This window comes from Kitasatospora sp. NPDC092039, assembly GCF_044756065.1.
In the GTDB taxonomy this organism is placed as follows: domain Bacteria; phylum Actinomycetota; class Actinomycetes; order Streptomycetales; family Streptomycetaceae; genus Kitasatospora.
This window is the reverse complement of sequence record NZ_JBIVSD010000025.1, coordinates 39,827-63,631: the sequence shown is the minus strand read 5'-3', so window position 1 is coordinate 63,631 and position 23,805 is coordinate 39,827. Positions and strand designations below refer to the sequence as shown.

The 23,805-nt window shown below is 76.0% G+C and carries 27 protein-coding genes and 1 pseudogene; 11 read left to right on the top strand and 17 right to left on the bottom strand.

Features of this window, described 5'->3' with window-relative positions:
* Nucleotides 1-490: 490 nt before the first annotated feature.
* On the bottom strand, nucleotides 491-1,453 hold the full coding sequence (locus ACIQI7_RS34475; protein ID WP_401117729.1) for a phosphatidylinositol-specific phospholipase C: 963 nt from the start codon (nucleotides 1,451-1,453) through the stop codon (nucleotides 491-493).
* Between the two features lie 113 nt (nucleotides 1,454-1,566).
* Nucleotides 1,567-2,130 (bottom strand): EF-hand domain-containing protein, encoded by a 564-nt coding sequence (locus tag ACIQI7_RS34470; RefSeq protein WP_401117727.1) that lies wholly within the window; start codon nucleotides 2,128-2,130, stop codon nucleotides 1,567-1,569.
* Between the two features lie 192 nt (nucleotides 2,131-2,322).
* Here ACIQI7_RS34470 and ACIQI7_RS34465 point away from each other — a divergent pair, with 192 nt between their 5' ends.
* On the top strand, nucleotides 2,323-3,111 hold the full coding sequence (locus ACIQI7_RS34465; RefSeq protein ID WP_401117725.1) for a hypothetical protein: 789 nt from the start codon (nucleotides 2,323-2,325) through the stop codon (nucleotides 3,109-3,111).
* A gap of 361 nt (nucleotides 3,112-3,472) precedes the next feature.
* Here ACIQI7_RS34465 and ACIQI7_RS34460 read toward each other — a convergent pair whose 3' ends face one another.
* Both ACIQI7_RS34460 and ACIQI7_RS34455 read right to left on the bottom strand, forming a co-directional pair.
* A complete protein-coding gene (locus ACIQI7_RS34460; protein ID WP_401117723.1) occupies nucleotides 3,473-3,991 on the bottom strand; it encodes a cupin domain-containing protein in 519 nt (172 codons plus the stop codon).
* Nucleotides 3,992-4,164: 173 nt separating this feature from the next.
* Nucleotides 4,165-4,626, bottom strand: a complete 462-nt coding sequence (locus ACIQI7_RS34455; RefSeq protein WP_401117721.1) for a MarR family winged helix-turn-helix transcriptional regulator — start codon at nucleotides 4,624-4,626, stop codon at nucleotides 4,165-4,167.
* 126 nt (nucleotides 4,627-4,752) lie between these two features.
* Between ACIQI7_RS34455 and ACIQI7_RS34450 the strand changes: the two genes are divergently transcribed.
* Entirely contained in the window at nucleotides 4,753-6,285 is a 1,533-nt protein-coding gene (locus ACIQI7_RS34450; protein WP_401117718.1) for an alpha/beta hydrolase, read from the top strand.
* 43 nt (nucleotides 6,286-6,328) lie between these two features.
* On the opposite strand, the gene ACIQI7_RS34445 is transcribed toward ACIQI7_RS34450, so the two are convergent.
* Nucleotides 6,329-7,321 (bottom strand): alpha/beta fold hydrolase, encoded by a 993-nt coding sequence (locus tag ACIQI7_RS34445; RefSeq protein ID WP_401117716.1) that lies wholly within the window; start codon nucleotides 7,319-7,321, stop codon nucleotides 6,329-6,331.
* A gap of 186 nt (nucleotides 7,322-7,507) precedes the next feature.
* Entirely contained in the window at nucleotides 7,508-8,407 is a 900-nt protein-coding gene (locus ACIQI7_RS34440) for a LysR family transcriptional regulator (protein ID WP_401117714.1), read from the bottom strand.
* A gap of 65 nt (nucleotides 8,408-8,472) precedes the next feature.
* On the opposite strand from ACIQI7_RS34440, the gene ACIQI7_RS34435 reads away from it, so the two are divergent.
* Nucleotides 8,473-9,285, top strand: coding sequence for an NAD(P)-dependent oxidoreductase (locus tag ACIQI7_RS34435; protein ID WP_401117712.1), 813 nt, complete (start codon nucleotides 8,473-8,475; stop codon nucleotides 9,283-9,285).
* A gap of 74 nt (nucleotides 9,286-9,359) precedes the next feature.
* On the opposite strand, the gene ACIQI7_RS34430 is transcribed toward ACIQI7_RS34435, so the two are convergent.
* Nucleotides 9,360-9,752, bottom strand: coding sequence for a RidA family protein (locus tag ACIQI7_RS34430; protein WP_401117710.1), 393 nt, complete (start codon nucleotides 9,750-9,752; stop codon nucleotides 9,360-9,362).
* 168 nt (nucleotides 9,753-9,920) lie between these two features.
* Between ACIQI7_RS34430 and ACIQI7_RS34425 the strand changes: the two are divergent.
* Nucleotides 9,921-10,370 (top strand): annotated as a pseudogene (locus ACIQI7_RS34425) (FAD-dependent monooxygenase); the annotation flags it as partial.
* A gap of 905 nt (nucleotides 10,371-11,275) precedes the next feature.
* On the opposite strand, the gene ACIQI7_RS34420 reads toward ACIQI7_RS34425, so the two are convergent.
* The 3 genes from ACIQI7_RS34420 to ACIQI7_RS34410 form a co-directional block, all read right to left on the bottom strand.
* Nucleotides 11,276-11,401, bottom strand: a complete 126-nt coding sequence (locus ACIQI7_RS34420) for a superinfection immunity protein (protein ID WP_401117819.1) — start codon at nucleotides 11,399-11,401, stop codon at nucleotides 11,276-11,278.
* 317 nt (nucleotides 11,402-11,718) lie between these two features.
* On the bottom strand, nucleotides 11,719-12,135 hold the full coding sequence (locus ACIQI7_RS34415) for a VOC family protein (RefSeq protein ID WP_387754126.1): 417 nt from the start codon (nucleotides 12,133-12,135) through the stop codon (nucleotides 11,719-11,721).
* 10 nt (nucleotides 12,136-12,145) lie between these two features.
* Nucleotides 12,146-12,589 (bottom strand): helix-turn-helix transcriptional regulator, encoded by a 444-nt coding sequence (locus tag ACIQI7_RS34410; protein ID WP_401117817.1) that lies wholly within the window; start codon nucleotides 12,587-12,589, stop codon nucleotides 12,146-12,148.
* 157 nt (nucleotides 12,590-12,746) lie between these two features.
* Here ACIQI7_RS34410 and ACIQI7_RS34405 point away from each other — a divergent pair, with 157 nt between their 5' ends.
* The 4 genes from ACIQI7_RS34405 (at nucleotide 12,747) to ACIQI7_RS34390 (ending at nucleotide 15,646) form a co-directional block, all read left to right on the top strand.
* The gene (locus ACIQI7_RS34405) at nucleotides 12,747-13,157 is read left to right on the top strand and encodes a hypothetical protein (protein ID WP_401117707.1); all 411 of its coding nucleotides are present in this window, start codon (nucleotides 12,747-12,749) and stop codon (nucleotides 13,155-13,157) included.
* An 82-nt stretch (nucleotides 13,158-13,239) separates the two neighbouring features.
* Entirely contained in the window at nucleotides 13,240-13,923 is a 684-nt protein-coding gene (locus ACIQI7_RS34400) for a DUF6766 family protein (protein WP_401117705.1), read from the top strand.
* A 280-nt stretch (nucleotides 13,924-14,203) separates the two neighbouring features.
* Nucleotides 14,204-14,782 carry a carbonic anhydrase gene (locus ACIQI7_RS34395; RefSeq protein WP_401117815.1) on the top strand — a complete coding sequence of 193 codons (579 nt, stop codon included), beginning with the start codon at nucleotides 14,204-14,206 and terminating at the stop codon, nucleotides 14,780-14,782.
* A 231-nt stretch (nucleotides 14,783-15,013) separates the two neighbouring features.
* On the top strand, nucleotides 15,014-15,646 hold the full coding sequence (locus tag ACIQI7_RS34390; protein WP_401117703.1) for a flavin reductase family protein: 633 nt from the start codon (nucleotides 15,014-15,016) through the stop codon (nucleotides 15,644-15,646).
* Nucleotides 15,647-15,746: 100 nt separating this feature from the next.
* Here the strand turns inward: ACIQI7_RS34390 and ACIQI7_RS34385 are convergent, their stop codons facing one another.
* Together ACIQI7_RS34385 and ACIQI7_RS34380 are read right to left on the bottom strand one after the other, a co-directional pair.
* Nucleotides 15,747-16,337 (bottom strand): hypothetical protein, encoded by a 591-nt coding sequence (locus ACIQI7_RS34385; RefSeq protein ID WP_401117701.1) that lies wholly within the window; start codon nucleotides 16,335-16,337, stop codon nucleotides 15,747-15,749.
* Between the two features lie 313 nt (nucleotides 16,338-16,650).
* Nucleotides 16,651-17,670 carry an ArsR/SmtB family transcription factor gene (locus ACIQI7_RS34380; RefSeq protein ID WP_401117699.1) on the bottom strand — a complete coding sequence of 340 codons (1,020 nt, stop codon included), beginning with the start codon at nucleotides 17,668-17,670 and terminating at the stop codon, nucleotides 16,651-16,653.
* Between the two features lie 58 nt (nucleotides 17,671-17,728).
* Between ACIQI7_RS34380 and ACIQI7_RS34375 the strand changes: the two genes are divergently transcribed.
* A complete protein-coding gene (locus ACIQI7_RS34375) occupies nucleotides 17,729-18,457 on the top strand; it encodes a hypothetical protein (protein WP_401117697.1) in 729 nt (242 codons plus the stop codon).
* On the top strand, nucleotides 18,454-19,038 hold the full coding sequence (locus ACIQI7_RS34370; protein ID WP_401117695.1) for a hypothetical protein: 585 nt from the start codon (nucleotides 18,454-18,456) through the stop codon (nucleotides 19,036-19,038). Before ACIQI7_RS34375 ends, ACIQI7_RS34370 begins: the two co-directional genes overlap by 4 nt.
* An 804-nt stretch (nucleotides 19,039-19,842) precedes the next feature.
* Here the strand turns inward: ACIQI7_RS34370 and ACIQI7_RS34365 are convergent.
* From ACIQI7_RS34365 to ACIQI7_RS34350, 4 genes are read right to left on the bottom strand one after another with little or no spacing between them, the layout of a single operon-like run.
* A complete protein-coding gene (locus tag ACIQI7_RS34365; RefSeq protein ID WP_401117693.1) occupies nucleotides 19,843-20,259 on the bottom strand; it encodes a lasso peptide biosynthesis B2 protein in 417 nt (138 codons plus the stop codon).
* On the bottom strand, nucleotides 20,256-20,513 hold the full coding sequence (locus ACIQI7_RS34360; RefSeq protein WP_401117690.1) for a lasso peptide biosynthesis PqqD family chaperone: 258 nt from the start codon (nucleotides 20,511-20,513) through the stop codon (nucleotides 20,256-20,258). The genes ACIQI7_RS34365 and ACIQI7_RS34360 overlap by 4 nt, the downstream gene beginning before the upstream one ends.
* Nucleotides 20,514-20,528: 15 nt before the next feature.
* Nucleotides 20,529-22,343 carry an asparagine synthase-related protein gene (locus tag ACIQI7_RS34355; protein WP_401117688.1) on the bottom strand — a complete coding sequence of 605 codons (1,815 nt, stop codon included), beginning with the start codon at nucleotides 22,341-22,343 and terminating at the stop codon, nucleotides 20,529-20,531.
* Nucleotides 22,344-22,353: 10 nt separating this feature from the next.
* Nucleotides 22,354-22,473: a lasso RiPP family leader peptide-containing protein gene (locus tag ACIQI7_RS34350; RefSeq protein ID WP_401117686.1), complete on the bottom strand. Its 120-nt coding sequence runs from the start codon at nucleotides 22,471-22,473 to the stop codon at nucleotides 22,354-22,356.
* A 322-nt stretch (nucleotides 22,474-22,795) separates the two neighbouring features.
* On the opposite strand from ACIQI7_RS34350, the gene ACIQI7_RS34345 reads away from it, so the two are divergent.
* Nucleotides 22,796-23,521 carry a class I SAM-dependent methyltransferase gene (locus ACIQI7_RS34345; protein ID WP_401117684.1) on the top strand — a complete coding sequence of 242 codons (726 nt, stop codon included), beginning with the start codon at nucleotides 22,796-22,798 and terminating at the stop codon, nucleotides 23,519-23,521.
* Between the two features lie 26 nt (nucleotides 23,522-23,547).
* Here the strand turns inward: ACIQI7_RS34345 and ACIQI7_RS34340 are convergent, their stop codons facing one another.
* Nucleotides 23,548-23,796 carry a DUF4287 domain-containing protein gene (locus ACIQI7_RS34340; RefSeq protein ID WP_401117682.1) on the bottom strand — a complete coding sequence of 83 codons (249 nt, stop codon included), beginning with the start codon at nucleotides 23,794-23,796 and terminating at the stop codon, nucleotides 23,548-23,550.
* Nucleotides 23,797-23,805 lie beyond the last annotated feature (9 nt).

Below are 23,805 nucleotides of genomic sequence, written 5' to 3'. Positions count from 1 at the left end.
CACGGGGCGGCAACGGGTGGGGGCGGGTCCGTCGGGTGGAGGGTCCGCCACTGCGCTGGACGGCCGGGGCGGGCCCCCGAACGGCGGAGGGGTCGACGGAAGGCCGGCGGACGGCCGGTGGAAGGGGCGACGGAAGGCCGGCGGACGGGCCGGCGGGTGACGGGCGGGATCGGTGCGCGACGGTCGCGCGGGACGGTGGGGTCGGCGGTCGGCGGTCGGAGGGCATGCGGCAGGCGCCGTCGGGGAGTTGCCGCCCTGATGTACACGTTCGGGCCGTCGGATCCGACGACGGCCCCGGCGGGTATCCGAGGAAATCCGGTCCGCACCGGCGCCGCACCCGCCGACAAACGCCGCGGAGCGCCGGTCGGCTGACCGGCGCTCCGCGCCCGGGCGGTTCGGGCTCGACCACGGGGCCCGAGCCGCCGCTGTCCGCCGCCGGCCCCGGGCTCCTACCGGGCCCGGGCCGGGGCGGCTTGCGACTCGGGCCCGGTCAGAGCCCGAAGTTCCAGTCGACGATCATCTGCAGCAGGTCCTTGCGCTCGTCCACGAAGTCCATCGCGATCACGCCGTAGTGCGCGCGCTGGGAGATGCGCGGCGTCAGGTAGTCCTGGATGGAGGGGTTGACGACCTTGGCGATCCTGTACGGGGTCTCCGGGAAGCTGCTGGAGCTGGCGAAGTGGATGTACAGCTTGCCGTCGTTCTGGCCGTAGAAGGCGGTGTCCAGTCCTTCCCTGACCCGCTGGACCTTGCGGCTGGACCCGTCGCTCCAGGCGTCCTGCAGCCAGATCCGGGAACCGTCCCCCCACTGCAGGGGGTCGTAGCGCCCGTCGCCCCAGGTGAAGTCCGACATGATGGGGATGATCTTGCCGCGCACCTGGCCCAGGGCGGGCAGGCCGCCGGGCAGCGAGCCGGCCCTGGGCAGCCAGAACCACGGCCGGTAGCCGCCCTTGCCGTCCCTGCCGTCCATGTAGTAGTTGAAGATCTCGCTGAAGCGGTAGTCCTGGCCCTCGGTGTACTCCTTCTTGATCCGCATGATGATCGTCTCGCGGGGGTTCGCCTTCAGGAAGTCGATGCACAGGTTCACCACGTCACCGAAGTTGATCTTCTGGTAGATCTTGTCGTGGTGGATGGTGAAGACGTCGCCCATCACCCGGCACCGGATGTCGACGAAGCGCACCCCCGCCTGGAGCTGCTGGGGGATGCGCCACTCCTGGCACTGGGCGAAGCCGAAGGCGCCGCCGTCGTAGATCGCGCACGTCTCGTGAGTGCCGGGGATCGTCAGCTGCGACAGCTTCACGTTGTCGCCCAGCAGCGACATCCACCGGTCGGTGGGGCGGTGGACCAGGCGGTCGGGGGCGGCGGAGGCCGGCGCGAGCGAGCCGGCGACGCCCAGCGCACCGGTGGTGGCCGCGAGCGCCGCGCCCCTGAGCAGGGTCCTACGGTTGATCGGCATGCAAGAAACCTCCGCGACCGGGGCCCTGGTGGTGATCGGGCGTGACCTTCCCTTTCCGACTCCAACGGGCGTGCGCCCAGGGCGGGTTCACGCCCACCGACCGGCCCGGCGGGCTACTGCGGCTGGAGGGGGTGGCGGCCCGTCCACCAGTTCCCGGGGGCCTGCGGGTCGCGGCTGGTCCAGTACTCGAGGACCGCGCCGACGAACTCCTCGCGGGACAGGGTGCCGTCGCCGTCGCGGTCCAGGTGCCCGAACGCGACGTCCACCCGGTCGCGGTCGAGGCGGGGGAAGTGGGCCCGGTGGAAGGCGCGGAACTCCTCGGCGTCGACGGTGCCGTCCCCGTCGGCGTCGGCGACGGAGAGGAAGACCTCGGCGAGGCGGCCGATGGTCGCGGCGGCGGCCCGCGGGTCGTCGGCCAGGGTCAGGGTGGAGGCGACGAAGTCGTCGCGGGTGATCTCCTGTGCGCTGCCGGCGTGGGGCAGGTGGAGGTCGCGCCAGATGCCGACGTAGGCGGCGATCATGCTGCGCTCGGCGTCGGAGCCCCGCGCGTGCCCGAGGGCTTCGGCGCAGGCCCGGCCCATCAGGACGTGGTCGTACTCGGTGAGGAGGCCGTCGCCGTCGGCGTCCAGGTGGTCGAAGCCGAGGGCGATCTTCGTGGTCAGCAGGTCGTCGCTCAAGGGGGGACCCTCTCCGGTGACGGGGCGTCAGATGGTCGGGGACAGCATCGCGCAGCCGCCCGCACGCGGCAGGCGCGCCGCGCGGGCGACCGCCGAAACTCCCGGCAACCGTGCCGGTACGCAGGGAAGTTGAGTACCGGAGCGGATTGCGGGTCCGGGTGCGGGCGGGCCAGGGTGTGGACGCGGAGGCGCGTGCGACCCGAGAGGACCCTGCCGGTGGAGAAGCTGCTGAAGGACCTGGCGACGAGCCTCGTCGGCCTCGTCGTCCTCCTGGTGGGCCCGGTCGTCGACGGCGCGCAGTCGCTGCGGGCGCGGCACTGGCCCACCGAGCGGCGCAAGCTCAAGCTGATCGACTCACCGCGGGCGCGGGCGGCCCGGGCGGCGGAGCGCGAGCGGATCCGGGGGCTGATCGGGGCGCTGGGAGCGGTGGAGGGGGTCGAGCACCTGCTGACCCAGGTCCTGGACCAGTCCACCCGCCCGACCTTCCACGGCTCGGACCACCCCCGGGACACCCTGCTGGTCTGCCGGATCCACGCCCGCGCCTACTTCGTCGTCCGCGAGGACGTCCTCGACGTGCTGCCGCGGATCGCGGCGGCGGGCGTGGCCGAGTGGCAGGCCCACGGGCAGGGGCCGGACCCGCACGGCAGCCTCGACCAGGCGCTGCGCTGGTACCGCGACGGCGGCGTCGACGCGAACGGCCGGCGGATGGACTCCCCCTGCCTGTCCAGCCCCGGAGCGCGGCTGACCTGGGACCGGCCCGGCATCCCGCCCCCGGACCCGATCCCGGCGGGCCCGTACGCCGACCGGCTCTTCGTCCTGGAGCAGACCCCGCCGCACGCGGACGCGGCGCGGCTGCTGGACGAGGCCCGCGCGGACGGGCGGAGCGTGGTGCTGGAACTGGCCTTCGGCGCGGACTGGGCCGACTACTGCCAGTACCACAAGGTGGCGCGCGGCGGCTTCGCGGGGCGCGGACGGCTCTGAGCCGGGGGCTCCGGACCGGCGGCGGCCCGGGTGGGCGGCGGCCCGGACGGCCGGAGCCCGGAAGGCAGAGGACTACGGCACGGCGGGCGCGCGCCCGGACGGCCCGCTGGGCCCGCCCGGGCGCCTTCACCCGTTCAGCCGCTGGTCAGCACTGGGGCCGGCGGCCGTGGTTGGCCCCGCGCCTGGCCCTGGCCTTCTTCTTGCGGCGGCGCTTCGACGACATGGCCACTCCTCTCGCAACCGGGACACCCCCGGGCTACCACCGTTCCACACCCCGGCCGCCCCGGCCCGTCGAGCGGCCCCGGCCCGTCGAACGCCCCCGGCCCGTCGAACGCCCCCGGCCCGAGCGGCTCGGCGGCTGTCAGGCGGCGTCGCCCGCCAGGGCCGCGCGCCAGGCCGGGCTGTCCACGTAGTGGTTGTCGAAGCGCTCCGCCGAGGCGGCGATCGCGCCGGGGTCGCTCTCGCCGCGCATGACGCTGCCCAGCAGGCGCAGGTAGTCGAAGCGCTCCATGCCGGGGGTGAACACGCACAGCACGTCGGCCTCGGCGCCGGGGGCGGCGGCGAAGGCGTGCGGGGTGTGCGGGGGCACGGCCAGGAAGTCGCCCGCGCCGAGCACGGTGACCTCCTCGCCGACCAGCACCCGCAGCGAGCCGCCGATGACGAAGAACAGCTCCCACGCCCGGGTGTGGAAGTGCGCGGGCGCCCCGGCGGCGCCGGCGGCGAAGGTGGAGCGGTAGACGGTGAAACCGCCCTGCGCGGGGGCGGATTCGGCCAGCAGCGTCATGGTGGCGCTCGGGTCGGCGCAGGTCTCGGCCTCGGCGCAGCGGGTCAGCACGGGGGCGGCGGTGGGGGCGGTGGCGGTGTTCCTCGTCGTCGTCATGTGACCAGCCTACGGCCGCAAAGACCCATGATCAGGTGGCAATCGGCGACCGTTTCCATGGGTCAATCTCCCGCCGCGCGTCCCGGCCGCCGCCCCCGCCGGCACCGCGCCGGGCGGCACCGCGCCGGGCGGCGCCGGGGCGGGCGGCGCCGGGGCGGGCGGTGCCGGGGCCGTCAGTCGGGCAGGTTCCCGTTGCCGCCCATGTTCGCCACCACGCGGCGCAGCACGTTGATCGCGGTCACGAACTCGTCGGTGTCGACGCCCTCGTGGGCGCGCTCGATGACCTTGCGGTTGCGGTCGTGGGCGCGCAGGCGGCCGGCTTCGCCCTCCTCGGTCAGGGTGAGCGCCCCGTCGGCGTCCTCGGTCAGCCAGCCGCGGGCGATCAGGTCGTCGAAGACGGTGTCGAAGGCGGTGTCCTGGTGGTCGTAGGGGGCGAGCCGCTCGACCAGCATCGCGCGGGTCCATCCCCCGGGCCGGCCGGCGGCGTGGTTGAGCGTCCACCAGTGGGGCTGGGTGAGGCCTTCCACCGCCAGTTGCTCGCGCAGGCCGCCCACCACCAGGTGGTAGACCTGGCCGGTCCACGCCCCGATCGGCTGGGCGGCGATGACCTGGGGTTCGTACGTCGTGATCGTCATGTCCGGTGCTCCTTCGACTGGTCGTCAGGACGCGGTCGACGCTAGGACCTCAAGCCGGCTTGAGGTCAAGGGCGGTTCGCGGATCCGGTCCGCCATCGTCCTCAACTGCCTTCTAGGCTGGCCGACATGAAGACCGCCCCGGCGTTCGCCGCCGCCCTCGCCGTCTGCGCTGCCGCCGTGCTCACCGCGGCCGCTCCGGCCCCTTCCGCCTCCCCGGCCTCCGCCTCCGCGTCCGCGTCCGCCTCGGCCGCCGTCGACCCGCTGGAGCGCTTCCACCGCCAGCCGCTCGCCTGGTCCGCCTGCCAGGACCCGCGGTTGGCGGCCGCCGGCACCGAGTGCGCGGCCCTGAGCGTCCCGCTGGACTACCGGGAGCCGCAGGGCCGCACCCTGTCGCTGGCGGTCTCCCGGATCAGGGCCGCCGACCAGGCCGGGCGCCGGGGCGTCCTGCAGACCAACCCCGGCGGGCCCGGCAACCGCGGGCTGGACATGCCGGCCGCGCTGCGCGAGCGGCTGTCGCCCGGGGCGGCGGCGGGGTACGACATCGTCGGCATGGACACCCGCGGGGTGGGTGCCGGCGGCCTGGACTGCGGTCTGACGCGCGGCACGTGGCTGCGCTCGGCGGGCGCCGACGCGACCGGGTTCGCGCAGAGCCTGCGGCTGGCCGAGGCCGACGCTGACGCCTGCTGGAACAGGTACCCCGACCTGCTGCCCCACCTGACCACCCGCAACATCGCCCGGGACGTGGACGTGCTGCGCGCCGCGCTGGGCGAGCAGCGGACCTCCTTCTTCGGGCAGTCCTACGGCGCGCTGCTGGGCGCGGTGTACGCGCAGCTGTTCCCGCAGCGCGTCGACCGGCTGGTGCTGGACAGCGCGCTCGACCCGGCCCGGTACGGCGTGCGGACCATCCAGGACATGGCGGGCCCCAACGAGCGGGCCCTGGACGACTTCGCCGCCTGGGCCGCGCCGCGCGACGCCGCCTACCGCCTGGGCGCCACCCCGGCGGCGGTGCGGGCCACCGTGGAGGGCCTGGTGCGCCGGGCGCAGGCGGAGCCGATCGCCGTCGACGGGTTCCGGCTCGACGGCGCCCTGCTGCCGGTGCTGCTCGCGGTCTGCCAGAGCGACGACCGCGACAGCGCCCTGTACGCGGAGGTGCTGCGCCAGTTGCTGGACGCCGCCGACGGCCGGCCGGTGCAGGTGGGCCCGGTGCTGCACGAGCTGCTGACCGTCGTCCTCGACCCGGGCCCGGCCGGCGGCGCGGACCTCGCGGCCGCGCTCGGCATCCTGTGCGGCGACACGGCGATGCCGCGCCCGGCCTGGTGGTACCGCGAGGCCGTCGAACGCTCCCGCGCCGCCCAGCCGGTGTTCGGCCCGGTCTACAACGGCCCCGTCCCGTGCGCGTTCTGGCGCAGCGCCCCGCTGGAGCCGCCCGTCGAGGTCCGCACCGCGGTCCCCGCGCTGCAGATCCACGCCACCGGTGACACCCACGCCGTCTACCAGGGCGCGCTGGCGCTGCACGCCCGCCTGCCGGGCTCCCGTCTGGTCACCGTGCCGGGCCGGGTCCACACCGTCTACCTCAACGGCTACGACGCGTGCGCGGACCGGGCCGTCGACGCCTACCTGTCGACGGGGGCGCTGCCGGCCTCCGACACCACCTGCTGAGCGCCGGCTCCGCCCCTTTCGCCGGCTCCGCGGGCTGCGCGGGCTACGCCGGCGGGCGGGGCGGGGCGAGCGTCGCGAGCCAGGAGGTCAGCAGGCGGTTGACCTCCCGGGGGCGTTCCTGCTGGACCCAGTGGCCGCAGCCGTCCAGGAGGTGGGAGGAGGCCAGGGCGGGGAGGGTGGCCGGGTGGGCGGCGATCGCGTCGGCCATCCAGGTGGTGGTGGCGTCCAGGGCGCCGCCGATGAACAGGGACGGCTGGGTGAGGGGGGCTCCGTTCCGGTCGGCGAGGTCCGCCCAGTCGCGGTCCATGTTCCGGTAGCGGTTGAGTGCCCCGGTCAGGCCGGTGCGCTCGAACTCCCCGGCGTAGTGGTCGAGGTCGGCTTCGGTGAGCCAGGAGGGCAGCCGGTTCGCGGGGAAGCGTTCGCGCAGGGTCCCGCCGGGGCCGACGAAGTGCGGGTCGGGCCGGCCCGGGGGCGGCATGGTGTCGGCGGACAGGGCCGCGTAGAAGCCGGCGAGCCAGCCCCGGACGTCGGGCTCGATCTCGGCCTCGGCGCGGCCGGGTTCCTGGAAGTAGGAGACGTAGAACTCCTGGTCCCCGCCCATCCGGGCGAGGGCCTCGCTGGGGCGGGGGCCGCCGGGCGGGGTGTAGGGGACGCTGAGCAGGCCCACCGCGTGGAAGACCTCGGGGTGGAGCAGGGCGCCGGCGGCCGCGATGTTCGCGCCCCAGTCGTGCCCGATGACCACCGCCGTCCGCTCGCCCAGGGCGTGCACCAGGGCGAGGTTGTCCTCCACCAGGGCGCGCATCCGGTACTCCTCGGGCGCGGACGGCCTGGCGGAGCGGCCGTAGCCGCGCACGTCGGGTGCGACCGCGCGGTATCCGGCCGCCGCGAGGGCGGGAAGCTGGTGGCGCCAGGAGTACCAGGACTCGGGGAAGCCGTGGACGAGCAGGACCAGCGGCCCGGTGCCCTGTTCGACCAGGTGCAGGCGTCCGGCGGGGGCGTCGACGGTGCGGTGGCGCGGTCGGCTCGGCTCGGTCATGGAGACTCCTCGGGGTCCGGTGGCCGTGGGTGCGTCTTGATCATGCGGCGCGCCGGCCCGGGGATGCGAACGGCGTTGACGTTCTGGCAAACCCGCAGGCCGGGGGCCGTGTTCAGGGCCCCGGCCGGAGCAGGAAGAGGGGCGCGGCGGCCGGGGCCGGCGTCCGGCCGGGAGGGCCCGGCCCGGCTACCGGCTCCCCCCGTCCGCCACCTCCTTCAGGAACGCCTCGAAGGCCTCCACCGCCGCAGGGACCCGCCGGCCGCGCAGGGTGACGGTGTGCACCCGCCGCACCGGGGTGTCGTCCGGGTGCAGCGGGACGAGGGCGACGCCGGGGCGGCTGACCCGGGCGGCCAGGGAGGGGATGAGGGTGGCGCCCAGTCCGGCGGCGACCAGGCCGAGTTTGGCGCTCCAGGCGGCGACGGCGTACTCGATGCGGGGCTGGAAGCCGCTGCGGACGCAGGCGGCGAGGAGGGTGGACTCGGCGTGGCGGCTGGCGGCGATCCACGGTTCGTCGGCGAGTTCGGCCAGGCGCAGGCGGCGGCGCCGGGCGAGGCGGTGTCCGCGCGGGAGGGCGACCAGCACCGGGTCCGCCATCAGCGGGCGGAAGTCGAACTGCTCGCCGTGGCCGTCGGGTCGGGTGTAGGAGGCGACCAGGGCGAGGTCGATCGCCCCGTCGGCCAGCAGGTCCAGCAGGTGCGCGGTCAGCCCCTCGGTGAGGCTGATCGCCACGCCCGGGTGGGCGGCGCGGAAGGCGGCGAGGGCGCCGGGGACCAGGGCGGCGTTGGCGCTGTCGAAGGCGCCCACCCGCAGCCGCCCGGCGGTGAGTTCGGTGAGGGCGGTCAGTTCGCGCCGGGTGGTGTCGAGCCGTTCCAGCATCGCCTCGGCGTGCGGCAGCAGCGCCCGGCCGTGCTCGGTCAGCCGCACCCCGCGTGCCAGCCGGTCGAACAGCGCGGTGCCCAACTCGCCTTCCAGGGTGGCGATCTGTCGGGAGATCGCGGACTGGGTGAAGCCCAGCCGCTCCCCGGCGGCGGTGAAGGAGCCCAGGTGCGCGACGGTGCGGAAGACGTCCAGCCAAGCCATGTCCATCCCGCATGGCTACCATGCGGGACATTCGTTTGTCGCCTGGCTCCCGGCTGCCTAGCGTGGTGGCCATGAAGAAGATCGCCTTCCTGGGGCTGGGCCGGATGGGCCTGCCGATGGCCCGCCGACTCGCCGCCGCCGGACACCCGTTGACCGTCTGGAACCGCTCCCCCGGCCGCGCCGGCGACGTCCCCGGGGCCGCCGCGGCCGCCACCGCGGCCGAGGCCGTGCGCGGTGCGGACGTCGTCGTCACCATGCTGTCCGACCCGGCGGCCGTCACCGCGGTGGCCGCGCAGCTCACGGCGGCGCTCGCGCCGGGCACGCTGTGGATCGACATGTCCTCGATCGGCCCGCGGGCCACCGCCGCTGTGCGCGCGCAACTTCCCGACGGCGTCGCCCTGGTGGACGCGCCGGTGGTCGGCAGCGTGGGCCCGGCGGCCACCGGCGACCTGGTGGTGTTCGCCGGCGGCGAGGACGCCGACCTGGACCGCGCGCAGCCCGTCCTGGAGCGGCTGGGCCGGGTGCGGCGCTGCGGCGGCCCGGGCTCGGGCGCGGCGCTGAAGGCGGTGGTGATCGGCGCGATCGTCGCCTGCGTCACCGCCTTCGGCGAAGCGGTCGCGGTGGCCGAGGAGTTGGGTGTGCCGCAGGAGCAGGTGCGGGAGGTGCTGTCGGTCGGGCCGCTCGCGGGGGTGGCGGCCCGGGCGTACAGCACGGAGGCGGACTTCCCGGTGCGGCTGGCCGCCAAGGACCTCGCCCTGGCGGGCGGCGGCCCGGTGCTGGCGGCGGCCCGCGAGGTGCTGCTGGCGGACCCGTCGATCGCCGAGGAGGACCTGTCGGCGGTGGTCGGCTCGCTGCGCCGGGCGGCGCGGGCCGCGGCGGCCTGACCTCCCGGGGCGCGCCGCGGCCCCGCCCCGGTGCGGCACCGGGGCGGGGCGGCGGGGCGGCGGCACACGGACCGCTAGCCGATGACCGCGTCCACCTCGACCTCCACCAGCCACCGCTCGTCGATGAAGCGCGACACCTCCACGAAGGTGGTGGCCGGGCGGATCTGCGCGAAGCGCTCGCCGTGGGCGCGCGCGGCCTCCCGCCACCGGCTCATGTCGGTGAGCATGATGCGGGTCCGCACGACGTCCGTGAGGGCGGCGCCCGCCTCCCGCAGGGCGGCCTCGGCGATGTCCAGGCAGCGCACGGTCTGGGCGTGGACGTCGCCCTGGCCCACCGTCGTGCCGTCCTCGCCGATCGGGGCGGTGCCCGCGACCGCGACGTGGTTCCCCTTGCGCACGGCGCGGGAGAAGCCGATCCGCGGTTCGAGGGGCGAGCCGGAACTGACTGTCTGTCGAGTGCTCTCCATCGCCCCATGGTGCCGCACTAGTGCACCTGTCGGGCCGTCTGCCTGCGCGAACGCCCCCGCGCGCCGCGCGAGCCGCCCCGGAACACCCCACCGCACTAGTGCACCCCCTTCGAATACTCCAAGCCCAGAGCTTGTTGACGCCGATGCGTACGGCGTACATTCGGCGGCATGGAACACCTGGACCGCACCCCGGACACCGACGTCCTCATCTCCGGCGCCGGCATCGCCGGCCCCGCCCTGGCCTACTGGCTGCGCCGCCACGGCTTCACCCCCACCGTCGTCGAACGCGCCCCGGGCCCGCGCCCCGGCGGGCAGGCCGTCGACCTGCGCGGCGCCGGGCGCACCGTGATCGAGCGGATGGGCCTGATGGAGCGGGCCCGCGCGCTGTGCGTCGAGCAGCACGGCATGGCCCTGGTCGACCGGCGCGGGCGCACCACCGCCCGGATACCCGTCGACCTGTTCGGCGGCGAGGGCATCGTCTCCGAGATCGAGATCCTCCGCGGCGACCTCGCCGACCTGCTGCGCGAGGCCACCGACGGCGTCGAGTACCTCTGGGACGACACCGTCACCGCGCTCGACCAGGACGCCGACGGCGTCAGCGTCACCTTCGAGAACGCACCCGCCCGCCGCTTCGCCCTGGTGGTCGGCGCGGACGGACTGCACTCCGCCGTCCGCCGCCTCGCCTTCCCCGCCGCCGGCGCCCCCGGCCACGGCCACGGTTCCGGCGGCCGTCCCGAAGCAGCCCACTACCGCCCCCTGGGCGGCTACCACGCCTGGTTCACCGTCCACGACCCCGCCCTGGCCCGCGCCCTGGACGGCTGGTTCCTGATGTACAACGCCCCCGGCGGCCTGGTCGCCGGCGCCCGCCCCGGCCGGCTGCCCGGCGAGGTCAAGGCCTCCCTCGGCCTGCGCAGCGCGCCCCTGGCGTACGACCGCCGCGACAGCGCCGCCCAGCGGCGCCTGCTCGCCGAGCGCTTCGCGGGCGCCGGCTGGGAGGTCGACCGGCTGCTCGCCGCGATGCGCACCGCCGAGGACTTCGCCTTCGACTCCTTCGGCCAGGTCCACCTCGACCGCTACAGCCACCACCGCGTCGCCCTGCTCGGCGACGCCGGCTACAGCCCCAGCCCCCTGACCGGCCTCGGCACCAGCCTGGCCCTGGTCGGCGCGTACCTGCTGGCCGGCGAACTCGCCGCCGCCGCAGGCGACTTCCGCACCGCCTTCGCCCGCTACGAGGAGCTGATGCGCCCCTACGTGGCCCGCGCCCAGGAACTGCCGCCCGGCGGCCTGAACGGCTACGCCCCCGACAGCGCCCTGATGATCCGCCTGCGCGCCGCCTCCATGCGCTGGATGGGCCGCTGGCCGCTGCGCCCCGTGCTGGCCGCCCAGTTCGCCAAGGCCGGCGACATCACCCTGCCCGACTACCCCGCTGCCCGCCCTCACCTGACGCCCCGCCCACCACCCGGGGCGGCCCGGGGCGTCGGCCCGCTTGGACCGCGCGGTTCGAGTCCGGGGGCGGGCGCGGACTACCCGCGGGAACGCGGCGGCCCGCTCCGGGCCGCCATGGCCAACGCGACGATCCAGCCGAGCACCGTCCATCCGAGGAAGACGTTGACCACGATGACCGACCCCCGGTTCGGGACACCTCGCACGATCGCGACGACTGCCGGCACGAAGTACAGCAGCGCGACGACGAGCGCCAGCGGCACGAGCACGTTCAAACTCACAAGTCCCCCCGGCTGAACGTTGGTTGACACCCTCTCTATCCCGTCCGCCGCGGCCTGTCCAGACGTGGCGCTCCGCCGGGGCGGTGGCGTGACGACCCCTCGCCGCCACCGGGGAGCCCGCGTGCGGCGACCCCCGCCCCGGGCCGGACGACGGAGCCCGGAGGGCAACGAGTTCTGCCTGCTGCGCCGCCGGCTCCCGCCCGAGCGCCGCAGCCGCCCGCCCCCGGCCTTCGGGTACCCGGCTACCGGGTGCGCGGCTGGTTGAAGCGCAGCATGTTGCCCGACGGGTCCCGGAACGCGCAGTCGCGCACCCCGTAGGGCTGGTCCATCGGCTCCTGGAGGACCTCGGCGCCGGCTTCGCGCAGCCGCTCGAAGGTGGCGTCGCAGTCGTCGGTGCGGAAGATGACGCCGCGCAGCAGGCCCTTGGCGAGGAGTTCCGCGGCGGCCCGGCGGTCGTCCGCGGAGGCGTGCGGGTCGGCCAGCGGGGGCTCCAGGACGATCTCCACGCCGGGCTGGTCGGGCGAGCCGACGGTGACCCAGCGCATGCCCTCGAAGCCGACGTCGTTGCGCACCTCGAAGCCGAGGACGTCGCGGTAGAAGGCGAGCGCCCGGTCGTGGTCGTCGACGGCGATGAAGCACTGCGCGAGTTCGATGCTCATGGCGGTCACGCTACCGCTCGGCGTCCCCGGCGCCCGCGCTGCCTCCGCCGTCCTTGGCCTGGGCGTGCCGCGCCGGGCGGGTGCGGATCTTGGCGATGCACGCCGGGATCGCCGCGCCCTGCTCGTGGTCGCGGGCCCGGTAGGCGCTGGGGCTCTCCCCGACCAGCTCGGTGAAGCGGGTGCTGAAGGAGCCCAGCGAGGTACAGCCCACCTCCATGCACACCTCGGTCACGCTCAGGTCCCCGCGCCGCAGCAGCGCCTTGGCCCGCTCGATCCGGCGGGTCATCAGGTAGCTGTACGGGGTCTCGCCGTAGGCGGCGCGGAAGCTGCGCGAGAAGTGGCCGGAGGACATCAGCGCGGTGCGGGCCAGCGCCGGCACGTCCAGCGGCTGCGCGTACTCGCGGTCCATCCGGTCCCGGGCCCGGCGCAGCCGGACGAGGTCGTCGAGCGGCAGCCGGGGGGAGGAGGCGGGGGAAGAGGAGGAGGGCGGCACACCCGCCACCGTACCGAGCGCCGCCGACGGACGGCGCCCCCGCCCCGGGCGCGGCCCGCCCGCGCCCGTCCGGCCGCGCCTCCTTGGCCCGGCGCCGCCGGCGTGGTGCCCTGGGGGGATGACGCTGCGGATGCGGTGGGTGCGGGCGGCGGGCGTCGCCGCCCTGGTCGGCCTTGCGGGCTGCGGCCAGGTGGATCGGCGCGAGGACGCGGCGGCCGCCGTGGCGGCCGGGTTCGAGGACGCCGCAGGACGTTCGGACGCCGCGGCGCTCTGCGGGACGCTCGCGCCCGCCACCCGCGAGGAGCTGGAGGACCAGGAGAAGAAGGACTGCGAGCCGGCCCTGGCCGGCGTCGACCTGCCCGCGGGCGGGCCGGTGCGGCGCGTGGACGTGTTCGGGCGGCAGGCCCGCGTGGTGCTGGAGGGCGACACCCTCTTCCTGTCCGCGTTCCCGGAGGGCTGGAAGGTCACCGCGGCGGGCTGCACGCCGCGCGACCGGCGCCCGTACCAGTGCGAGATCAAGGGAGCGTGAGGATGCGGAGCCTGTTCGTCCTGTGCATCGCCACCGTCGTCGCCGGCCTCGCCTACTTCACCGCGATCGGAGCGCTGCAGCGGTGAGCCGGGCCACGGGGTTCCTGAGGGACAACGGCCTCACCCTCGCCTTCGGCACGGCCTTCCTGCTCGCCCTCGCCGGGCAGGCCGCCGCCGGGCGCGCCGACCTCAACAACCAGCTCGTCGCCGCCGGCCTCCAGCCACTGGACGTGGCCGGCTACCTCACCGGTTCCGACTTCGCCGTCGACGTGACCGAGAACTGGCAGTCGGAGTACCTGCAGTTCTTCCTCTACATCTTCGGCACCGTCTGGCTCCTGCAGCGCGGATCCCCCGAGTCCAAGGAGATGGGCAAGGCCGGGACGGAGTCGGACCGCGAACAGAAGATCGGCCCGCACGCCACCGCGGACTCACCCGCCTGGGCCAGAGCACGCGGACTGCGCCTGCGCTTCTACTCCCGGTCCCTGGGCATCGTCATGGCCGTGTTCTTCCTCGGCTCCTGGACGTCCCAGTCGATCTCGGGCTGGTCCGCCTACAACGCCGAACAGCTGCGCGACCTGCAGGCGCCGGTGCGCTGGGGCCAGTACGTGCTGTCCGCCGACTTCTGGAGCCGCACCCTGCAGAACTGGCAGTCCGAACTCCTCGCGGTCGCGTCCATGGCCATCCTCTCCGTGTACCTGCGCCAGCGCGGCTCGCCCGAGTCCAAACCGGTCGGCGCCGCGCACGCCTCCACCGGCATCGAGGGCTGATCCGGGCCGCCCCCCGGCAGGGCCCGCTGCCGTCGGCACCGACGGGCCGTGGGGAGCCCGACGGGGGCGTGAGGGGGCTCCGAGGGGGTCGTGAGGGGTCGTGAGGGGGGCGTGGGCGCGTCCATGGGGCCGTCCGGCCCTTGACCCGGGGCTGCGGACCCCACCTGCGGCGATCTAGGGTGCTGGCATGATCCCCACACCGATAACCAGCCCTGAGCCCGGCCCGCTCGACGGCCCGACGGACGACTTCCTGACCGACCCCGCCCAGGCCCTGCGGGTGATGATGCAGGGCAACGCCCGGTTCGTCGCGGGCAACCCCGAGCACCCCAACCAGGACGCCGGGCGCCGCGCGGCCCTCGCCCCGGCGCAGCGGCCCTTCGCGGTGCTGTTCGGCTGTTCGGACTCCCGACTGGCCGCCGAGATCATCTTCGACCGGGGCCTGGGCGACCTGTTCGTGGTGCGCACCGCCGGGCACGTCACCGGCGCGGAGGCGCTGGGCAGCATCGAGTACGGGGTGAGCGTGCTGGACTGCCCGCTGGTGGTGGTGCTGGGGCACGACTCCTGCGGTGCGGTGGCGGCGGCGCTGGACTCCCTGGAGCAGGGGCAGCTGCCGGGCGGCTTCGTCCGGGACGTGGTGGAGCGGGTGACCCCGAGCGTGCTGTCCGCCAGGGCGGCGGGCATCGAGGACCGCGACGGGATCGTGGACGAGCACATCCGCCAGACCGTGGACCTGCTGGTGGAGCGCTCGCAGGCGCTGGCCGCGCGGATCGCCGAGGGGAAGGTGGCCGTGGTGGGCCTGTCCTACCGGCTGCACGACGGGCGGGCCCGGCTGGTCTCCGCCCGGGGGCCGGTGGGCTGACGGCAGGTCCCCGGTCCGTCCTCGGGAACCGGGCGGACCGGGGACCGGGCGTCCCCGGGAACCGGACGGGCCCGGAACGCGATGTCCGATCGCCGCCAGCGCCCCCGCACGGGCGGGGGCAGAGTCGGTGACCGGCGGCGATCCGCGTTCCCGGGCCGCCGCGTTCCCGGGTCCCGCGTTCGCGCGGCTCCGAGATTCCGAGTTCCCGAGTTTCCGAGGACGGCAGTTCCCGTGCACAAGGTCATCGATCTGAAGGTCCTGTACTTCGGCACCCCCGTGGTGCTGATCGGCTCCCGCAACGAGGACGGCAGCGCCAACCTCATGCCGATGTCCTCGGCGTGGTGGCTGGGGCAGTCGTGCGTACTGGGCCTGGGCGACAGCTCCCAGACCTCCGCCAACCTGCGGCGCGAGGGCGAGTGCGTGCTCAACCTGCCCTCCTCCGCGCAGGTGGACGCCGTGGACGCCCTCGCGCTGCTGACCGCCAACCCGCGGATCGCCGAGTACCGGATCGAGCAGGGCTACCGCCACGAGCGGCGGAAGTTCGCCGCCGCCGGCCTGACCGAGCTGCCCGGCGAGCTGGTGAAGGCGCCGCGCGCCGCCGAGTGCCCGGTGCAGCTGGAGTGCCGGGTGGAGGCGGCGACGCCGCTGGCGGGCGGCGGCCGCACCGCCTTCGAGGTGACGGTGGTGCGCGCCCACGTCGAGGAGGGCCTGCTGGTGCCGGGCAGCGACCACTACGTCGACCCGGTCGGCTGGGACCCGCTGATCATGAAGTTCTGCGAGTTCTTCGGCGACGGGCGGCGCCTGGCGCCCTCCCGCCTCGCCGAGGGCTGGCAGATGCCGGGGCGGCTGCCCGCCGCCGTGTGACGCCCGCTCAGCCCCTGCCCCGCTCATCGGCGCGGGGCGCCCCCGGTCACGGCACGACCGTCGTCCCGGCCGGTCACGGCGCGACCGTCGTCCCGGCCGGTCACGGCGCGACCGTGGTCCCGCAGGAGTCGCACACCCGGGTCGCGGGCAGTTCCAGGAAGCAGTTCGGGCAGATCGCCGGGGGGCGCGGCACGGCGGTGGCGGCGGCCTTGCGCTCGACCGAGGCGCGCAGGCGCGGGGCCAGGGCGGGCGTGCCGCCGTCGGCGGGCAGGTCGGCGCCGAAGTGCCGGTAGCAGGCCAGACGGGCGGCGGCGGCATGCTGCTCGCGGTCCATCTCCGCGGCCACCGGGGGCTGTCCGGCCACCGCCAGCACCTCCTGGTAGCCGGGGCCGACCCGGCCGTCGGTGGCGTGCACCACCAGGGCGGTCAGGGGTGGGTCGCCGCGCCGGTGCGCCTCGCGGATCACCAGGGACAGCACCTTGCCGATCCAGTGCCGCTGGTGGATCCGGGTGCGCACCCCGGAGGCCTCCTGGACCGCCTCGGCCAGGTCCGCGTAGCTGATCACCGCGTGGTAGCGGCCCGCCACCTCGACCAGGGCGGGGTAGGCCGCCCTGGTCCACACGATGTGCGCCTGGCTGGCGCTGACCGCCGAACCGTCCGACGCCCGCCAGTAGCTGTGCTGCTCGGTCATCCGCCCGCCCCTGCCCGTCTTGTCCGTCTTGTTGGTGTCCGTCCCCCCGCAGGCCCCCGCCGGGAGCGAGGCTACCCCGCTCCGCGGCGGCGCCCTCGGGCGGGGCCCGCCTCCGGCCGGGCTTGACTTCAAGTGCTGTTGAAGTCGTGGAATGGGTGCCGACCGCAGCCGTACGGGCATCGCGGTCGATGCCCCGCCCGTACGGAACCCGTACCGGGGCCGGGGCCGCCTTCTTCCCGATCGTGCCGGAGGCGGCCCCGGCTCCCGGGACACCCCGCCGCCCGGCCCCCGGTCGCCTCACCGCCCGGTCCCCTCACCGCCCCGCCTCCCGCGGCGCCCGGTCCGGCGCGCCGTCACCCCCTGCCAGCAGCTCCCCCAGCGCCGTCCGCCGGTGCAGCACGGCCTTGCCGGCGCGGACGCTGGTGACCAGCCCCGCCCCGCGCAGCGCCCCCGCGTGGGCGGAGACCGTGGCGGCGCTGACGCCCAGCCGGCGGGCGAGGCCGGTGGTGGTGCGCTCCTCGGCCAGCAGGTGCAGCAGTTCGGTGCGGGTGGAGCCGATCACGGCGGCCAGGGCCTGCGCTCCGGTGCGGCCGTCGGGCCGGGGCAGCAGCCCGGGCCCGGCCGGGTAGGTGAGGACGAGCGGGCGGCCGGGGAGGTCGGCGGGCAGCGCGGGCCCGTACCAGTGGAAGGTCGGCAGCAGGAGCAGTCCGCGCCCGGCGAGGTGGATCTCCCTGGGCGCGCCCGGCAGTTCCCACACCCCCTCGCGCAGGCGCGCGCCGGGCAGCAGCCCGTCGAGCAGCGCCGCCGCGCCGCCCTCGGCCAGCTGCACCGCCCGGCGGACGAACTCGGCGCGGTGCAGGTCCCGCACCTGGTCCCAGACCGGGGCGAGCAGTGTGTCGTACGCGGCGCGCTGCGCCCGGTGGACCAGCCGCCAGGCGGCCGCGTCGCCCCGGGCGAGGTCGCCGACCCAGGGCGGCGGGGCGGTGGGCGCGGGCTCGTACGCGCGGCGCAGTTCGGTGCGGACGTAGCCGGGCGGGGCGGTGCGGACCTGTTCGAGCGCCTCGGGCAGGCCGTCGGCGAACACGTCGAGGAAGCCGGGCGCGCGGCCGGCCGGGACGAGGTCGGCCAGCGCGGCGGCGGCCTGCGGCAGGGCGTGCAGGGCCCGGCGGCGCCAGGGGCCGTGCAGCGGGTCGGCGTCGGTGCGGCACATCGTGGCCAGCGCGGTGTTGAGCTCCTGGAGGGGGGCCGGGCGCGGGGCGAGGGTGACGCGGGCGAGGTCCTCGGGGGTGCAGTGGATCCGCAGCACGGCGCCCCTCCCCGGGCCGGTGTCCATCCTTGAGCCCTCAACCTAAACGATCGCCCGCCCGGGCGGCGCGGGCGAACCTGGCTCCATGGTCCACGACACGACCCGCGGCACGACCCGCGGCCTCACCCGCCGCTCCACCACCGGCACGGCCCGCGGCCTGCCGGTGAGCCGGCGCACCCTGACCCGGGCCGCGCTGGCGGCGCCCGCCGCCCTCCTGCTGCCGGGCGCCGGGCGCGCCGCCGCCGCGTCCCCGGGCGGCCTGGTCCTGACCCTGCCCGCGCCGAGCGGCCGGTACCCGGTGGGCTGCCGCAGCGTCTACCTGGTCGACTCCTCCCGGCCCGATCCGCTGGAGCCCGAACTGCCGGTGCGGGAGCTGATGGTGACGTTCCTCTACCCGGCCGCCCCCTCCCCCGGCGCCCCCGCCCGCACCGCGCCGCAGCTGCCGCCCGGCGCCGCGGACCTCTTCGGGCTGATCGCCCCGCAGACCCCGCTGCAGCTGCCCGCCGCGGGCGTGGACTGGGCCGCCACCCGCACCCACTCCCGCCCCGACGCCCCGGTCCGCACCGGCCCGCCGGGGCGCGCGGCGCGCCGGCCGGTGCTGGTGTACAGCCCGGGCGGCGGCGACCCGCGCGGCCTCGGGACCTGCCTGGCCGAGGAGTTGGCCTCCCACGGCGCGGTGGTGGTCCTGGTCGACCACCCGGGCGACGCGCTCGCGGTGGAGTTCCCGGGCACCACCGCCTTCCGCCACGACCCGGTGCGCTCCACGTCCTGCGCGGCGACCCCCGCGACCGGCCGCCGCTGTGGCGCACCGTGATCGACGCCCGGATCGCCGACCTGCGCTTCGTCCTCGACCGGCTCCACCGCGCCGCCGAACTGCCGCTGCCCCCGGGCCTCGCCGCCGTCCTCGACCTCGACCGCCTCGCCGTGTACGGGCACTCGGCGGGGGCGAGCGCGGTCACCGAGGTGTTCCACGAGGACCGCCGCGTGCGCGCCGCCGTCAACCTGGAGGGCTACCTCGACCACCCGCCCGCCGCCCCGGGCGCCACCCCGGAGCCGCTGCGGATCACGGCGCAGGGCACCGACCGTCCGCTGCTCCTGCTCGGCAGCGAGTTCTTCCCCCACCGCGACGAACTCGACCGCTCCTGGTCCGCCCTGGCCGCCCGCTCCCCCGGCACGGTCCGCCGCGCCCGCGTCCCGGCCGCGGGCCACTGGGCCTTCACCAACTACGCCGCGATGGTCCCCCGCCTCCAGCACGCCGGCCTCCTGACCCCCGCCCACCGCGACGCCCTCATCGGCCCCCTCCCGGCCGCTGAGGGGTTCGTACGGACCCTCGCCCGGCACGTGGGCACCTTCCTCACGGCGAGCTGGTCAACCGGCCCGGCGCAGACGGGTTAGCGCCAGTCCGCTGAGGCCGGTGCCGGCCAGCCCCCACCAGCACGGCCCCGCCGACTTCCTACGCGCCACCTCCGAAGCTCCCCCCGCACCCAAGCCCCACGGACCCCCGAACACACGAAAAGTCGACCCCATCGACTTCCTGTGCGGCCGGCGGAGTCCACCCGCGAGCGACGCAGCGGGGAAGAGAGTCCCCGGGCACACGAAAGGTCGGGCCCGCCGACTTCCTACGCGGCCAACAGGGCTCCGCGCGCATGAGAAGTCGACCCTGCCGACTTCCTGCACGCCACCTCCGGAACTCCATCCGCGCCCAAGCGCCACGGACCCCGGAACACACGAGAAGTCGGCCCCGCCGACTTCCTGCGCGCCCAACAGGGCTCCGCGCACGAGCAGCCCAGCGGGAAAGGGCCCCGCACGCACGAGAAGTCGGCCCCGCCGACTTCCTGTGCGCCCAACAGGGCTCCGCGCACGAGCAGCGCAACGGGAAAGAGTCCCCGGGCGCACGAAAGGTCGGGCCCGCCGACTCCCTACGCGGCCAACAGGGCTCCGCGCGCATGAGAAGTCGACCCTGCCGACTTCCTGCACGCCACCTCCGGAGTTCCACCCGCGCCCGAGCGCCACGGACCCCCGGGCGCACGAGAAGTCGGGCCCGCCGACTTCCTGTGCGGCTGGCAGGCTCCGCGCGGGTGCGGCGGAGCGGGTAGGGGGCCCGGGCGCGCGAGGGGGCGGGGCCGCCGACTTCCTGTGCGGCCGGCAGGCTCCGCGCGGGTGCGGCGGAGCGGGAGTCGGGCCGGCCGGCTCCGGTGGTCAGGGTTGTGGGGGGATGGTGATCAGGGGGTGGAAGTGGGCGAGGTCGGGGGGTTCGTCGACGGGTTCGCCGTCGGCCTCGATCCAGGCGTGGGCGCGGAAGGGGGCGGTGCGTACGCCGGTGCGCCAGGTGGGCCAGGTGCCGCGGGTGCGGCACAGCAGGGCTGCGGCGATGGAGCGTTGGAGGCAGCCCTGGCCGGCGCAGCGCATGCTGAGGGCGACCACGGCCTGGCGGGCGGCGAGGGCCTGGGCCCGGTCGGCGGGGCGGGCGCCGCGTCGCAGGGCGGTCATCACCCGGCGGATGCGGGCCGGGGGGAGCTTCTCGATCAGCCGTGCCGCGCCGATCGCGGCGAGGGCGGCGGGCCGGCGGTGCCAGGGGGGCCGGCCGGTCCGGGTGGCGTGGGCGTGCAGGCTCATCCGGTGACCAGCCCGGCGGTGCGCAGGCTCTCGTGCAGCCGCTGGACGTCCGAGCGCGCCCGGTCGGCGGTGACCGGGTGGCGGGCGGCGAGGCCGGCGGCGATCTCGTCGGCGGTGCGGCCCTCCTGCAGGGCGCGCAGGACGTGCAGCCCGGTGCGGTTGAGCTGGTAGTAGCGGCCGGAGCGTTCGTCCAGGACGACGGCTCCGTCGTCGGTCGGGGTGAGCGTCACGTCGGGGCGCAGTTCGGCGGCCATGTCGGGCTCCTGCGGTCAGGGGTGCGGGTGGGCGCGCAGCCAGTGTTCGCAGGCGAGGGTCGCGTCCAGGGCGGCGTAGGGGGTGTGGGGCGGGTAGAGCCCGAGGCAGGCCCGGCGCAGGGCGTCGGGGTCGATGAGGCCGGCGCGGGCCAGGGCGCTGTCCTCGGTGAGGGCGGCGAGTTGGGGGCGGTGGCGGGCGAGTCCCTGGTGGGTGTCGGGGGTGAAGTCGCCCTTGCCGGTGCGGCGTAGGAGGTCGGCGGGCAGGTCGGGGGCGAGGGCCTGGGTGAGCAGGGGCTTGTAGGCGAAGGGGGTGCCGCGGGTGGCGGGGTCGGCGGCGAGGCAGGCGTCGAGGACCTGGTCGTCGAGGTAGGGGGCGGTGTAGGGGACGCCGAAGTGTGCGGTGGCGTCGATGAGTTGGCGCATGGCGGAGGCGCTGTGGCGGAGCATGTGCAGGGCCTGGTGCTGGACGTGCCGCGGCGCGAGCGGTGCGAGGGGTGCGAGGGGTGCGGTGTCGTCGAGGGTTGTGAGCTGGTCGCGGACCAGGTCGGCGGTGTGGGCGGTGGCCCAGGGCGGTAGTCGGGGTTCGGTTCCCCAGCCGAGGAGTTGGGTGGTGGGTGGCGGGGCGGGGTGGGTGAGGCGGTCGGCGGCGTGGGCGAGCCAGGCCGGGTAGGGCCGGGGGTCGGTGAGGGCGGCGAGGGCGGCGGGCAGGGGCCAGCGCAGGCGGGCGCGGTGTCCGCGCAGGTGGCGGGCGGCGGTGGCGGGGTGGCGCGGGAGGAGGGTGCGCAGGTAGGCGGGCAGGGCCTGGAGGATCTCGTCGCCGCCTTCGCCGCTGATGCGCAGCCGGGCGCCGTGGGTGGCGAGGAGCCGGGCGACGGCTTCGTCGCGGGCCCTGGTGCGGGTCCAGGTGAACGGTTCGTCGCCCTGGGGTGCGGGGGCGTCGATGCCGGCGAACATCGCGGGGAGTTCTTCGGCGGGCAGGACGAGTCGTCGGCCGGGCAGGTGGCGGGCGGCCCGGTCGGCCCAGGCGGCGTCGTCGTGGTGGGGGTCGAGGGAGCCGATGGTGACGGTGAGCAGGTCGGCGGGGCCGTCGGCGGCGAGGAAGCACAGGGGGGTGGAGTCGAGGCCGCCGGAGAGGTCGGCGGCGACGAGTCCGCCGTCGCGGGTGCGGGCGGCGACGGCGCGGTGCAGGGCGTGGCGCAGTGCGGTGGCGGCGTCGGGGCGGGGGCGTTCGGGGGCCGGGGGGTGCCAGTGGGCGCGGGTGCGGGCGGGGCGGCCGGGGGCGATTTCGGCGGTGTGGTGCGGTGGTACGGGGGTGATGCCGGGCCACAGGGGCAGGGTGTCGGCGGGGTGGGGCAGCGGGTGGGCCAGGCGCAGGGCGAGGCGTTCGGTGGAGGGGGTGAGGCCGGCCGCGGCGGCCAGGGTGTCGGCGCGGTCGGACAGGACGGGGACGCCGTCGACGTCGGCCAGGTGGAGGCGGCGCAGTCCGGACAGTGTGCCGCGGGCGGTGACGGTGCCGTGGACGGTGGCGATCAGGTGGAAGCTGCCGGCCAGGTCGGCGGCGAGGGTGTGGGCGTCGTACGGGTCGCGGACGTGTGCGGCGTGGCGGCGCAGGTGGTGGGTGTCGGTGTCGCTGGTGCCGAACACGGCGAGCGCGACCGCGCCGGCCTGGGCGGTGACCGGCTGGTCGTCGGGCCAGTGGCCGAGGATCCAGGGGCGTCCGCTGGGGTGGTGCAGGGCACGGCGGTCGGCCGTGCCCCACACCGCGGCCACCGCGGCTGCGGCTTCGGTGTCCGGCAGGACCACGAACCAGGTCCGTCGGTGACCGCTCACGGCCCGGTCCTCAGGGGAGGAGGTAGTAGCCGTGGACGTCGGACTGGTTGCCGAAGTCGAAGCCCCGGGTGAGGTCCGAGAAGTCGCCGAGTTCGATCAGCGTCGGGGGCTCGTACACGTCGTCGGTCATCACGATGTCCTCTCGTTCGCAAGGGAGTTGGACACGATCGCCGGCCGGCACGACCCACTCTTCCCTCTCGGTTCGCCGACGGACAAGCGGGGGCGGGGGCTTCGGCCGGAACCCGACGGGCCCTTCCCGAGTGGCCCGAGGCGCTCGCGGGACTGCTGAGCACCCGGGTAGCCGGGCGGCGGGGGCGGCGGGAGGTGGGGCCGGTTTCGGCCAGCCGTGGACGCAGTGGTGTAGACCTGTAGGGTGCCGGATGGGTGTCTCGGGGCGCCTCGGGGTGCCGGGCGGGTGTCTCGCCCACGGGTGTCCCGCCTACGGTCGTGCCATGGCTGACGAGGAGTTCGGGGATCCGCGGCTGGCCGCGCTCTACGATCGGCTGGAGCCCGGGCGCGGTGATCTCGACGCGTATCTGCGGATGGCGCAGGAGTTCGGGGCGCTCCGGGTGCTGGACATCGGCTGCGGCACGGGGGTGTTCGCGCTGCTGCTGGCCGCGCGCGGCGTGGAGGTCGTGGGTGTCGATCCGGCGCTCGCCTCGGTGGAGGTCGCGCGCGCCAAGCCGGGCGCCGGGAAGGTGCGGTGGATCCACGGCGACGCCACCGCCCTGCCGCCGCTGCGGGTCGACCTGGCGACGATGACGGCGAACGTGGCCCAGGCGATCACCGGCCCGTGCGCGTGGCGGGGCACGTTGCGGGGCGCCTTCGGGGCGCTGCGGCCGGGCGGGCGGCTGGTCTTCGAGACCCGCGACCCGGCCGCCCGGGCCTGGGAGGGGTGGACGCGCGAGCGCTCCCGCCGGGTGACGCGGGTGCCGGGCGCCGGGTCCGTCGAGAGCTGGGTCGACCTGGTCGCGGTGGACGGGCCGCTGGTGTCGTTGCGGTGGACGTACGTCTTCGCCGCGGACGGGCAGGTGCTGACCTCGGATTCGACGCTGCGCTTCCGGGAGCGGGAGGAGGTCGGGCGGGACCTGGCCGCCTGCGGCTTCGCGGTGGAGGAGGTGCGCGACGCGCCGGACCGGCCGGGGCGGGAGTTCGTCTTCGTGGCCCGCAGGCCGTGATCCCCTCGCCCCTCGGCCGGGCGGTTTCAGGCGGTCTCCTCGGCGAGGGTGTGGGCGACGAGGGCGTTGGCGTGGCCGTGGCCGAGGCCGTGCTCGGTCTTGAGCCAGGCGACGAGTTCCATGTGCCTGACGAGCGGGGAGGTGCGGATGAGGCCCTTCCACTCCTCGATCGGGCGGCCGTACTTCTTCTCGATGGAGGGGAAGTAGGAGGCCGGGCCGCCCTTGGCGGCGGCAGGGGCGGCGGCAGGGGTGGCGGCGGGGGCGGCGGCGGTCATGAGCGGTTC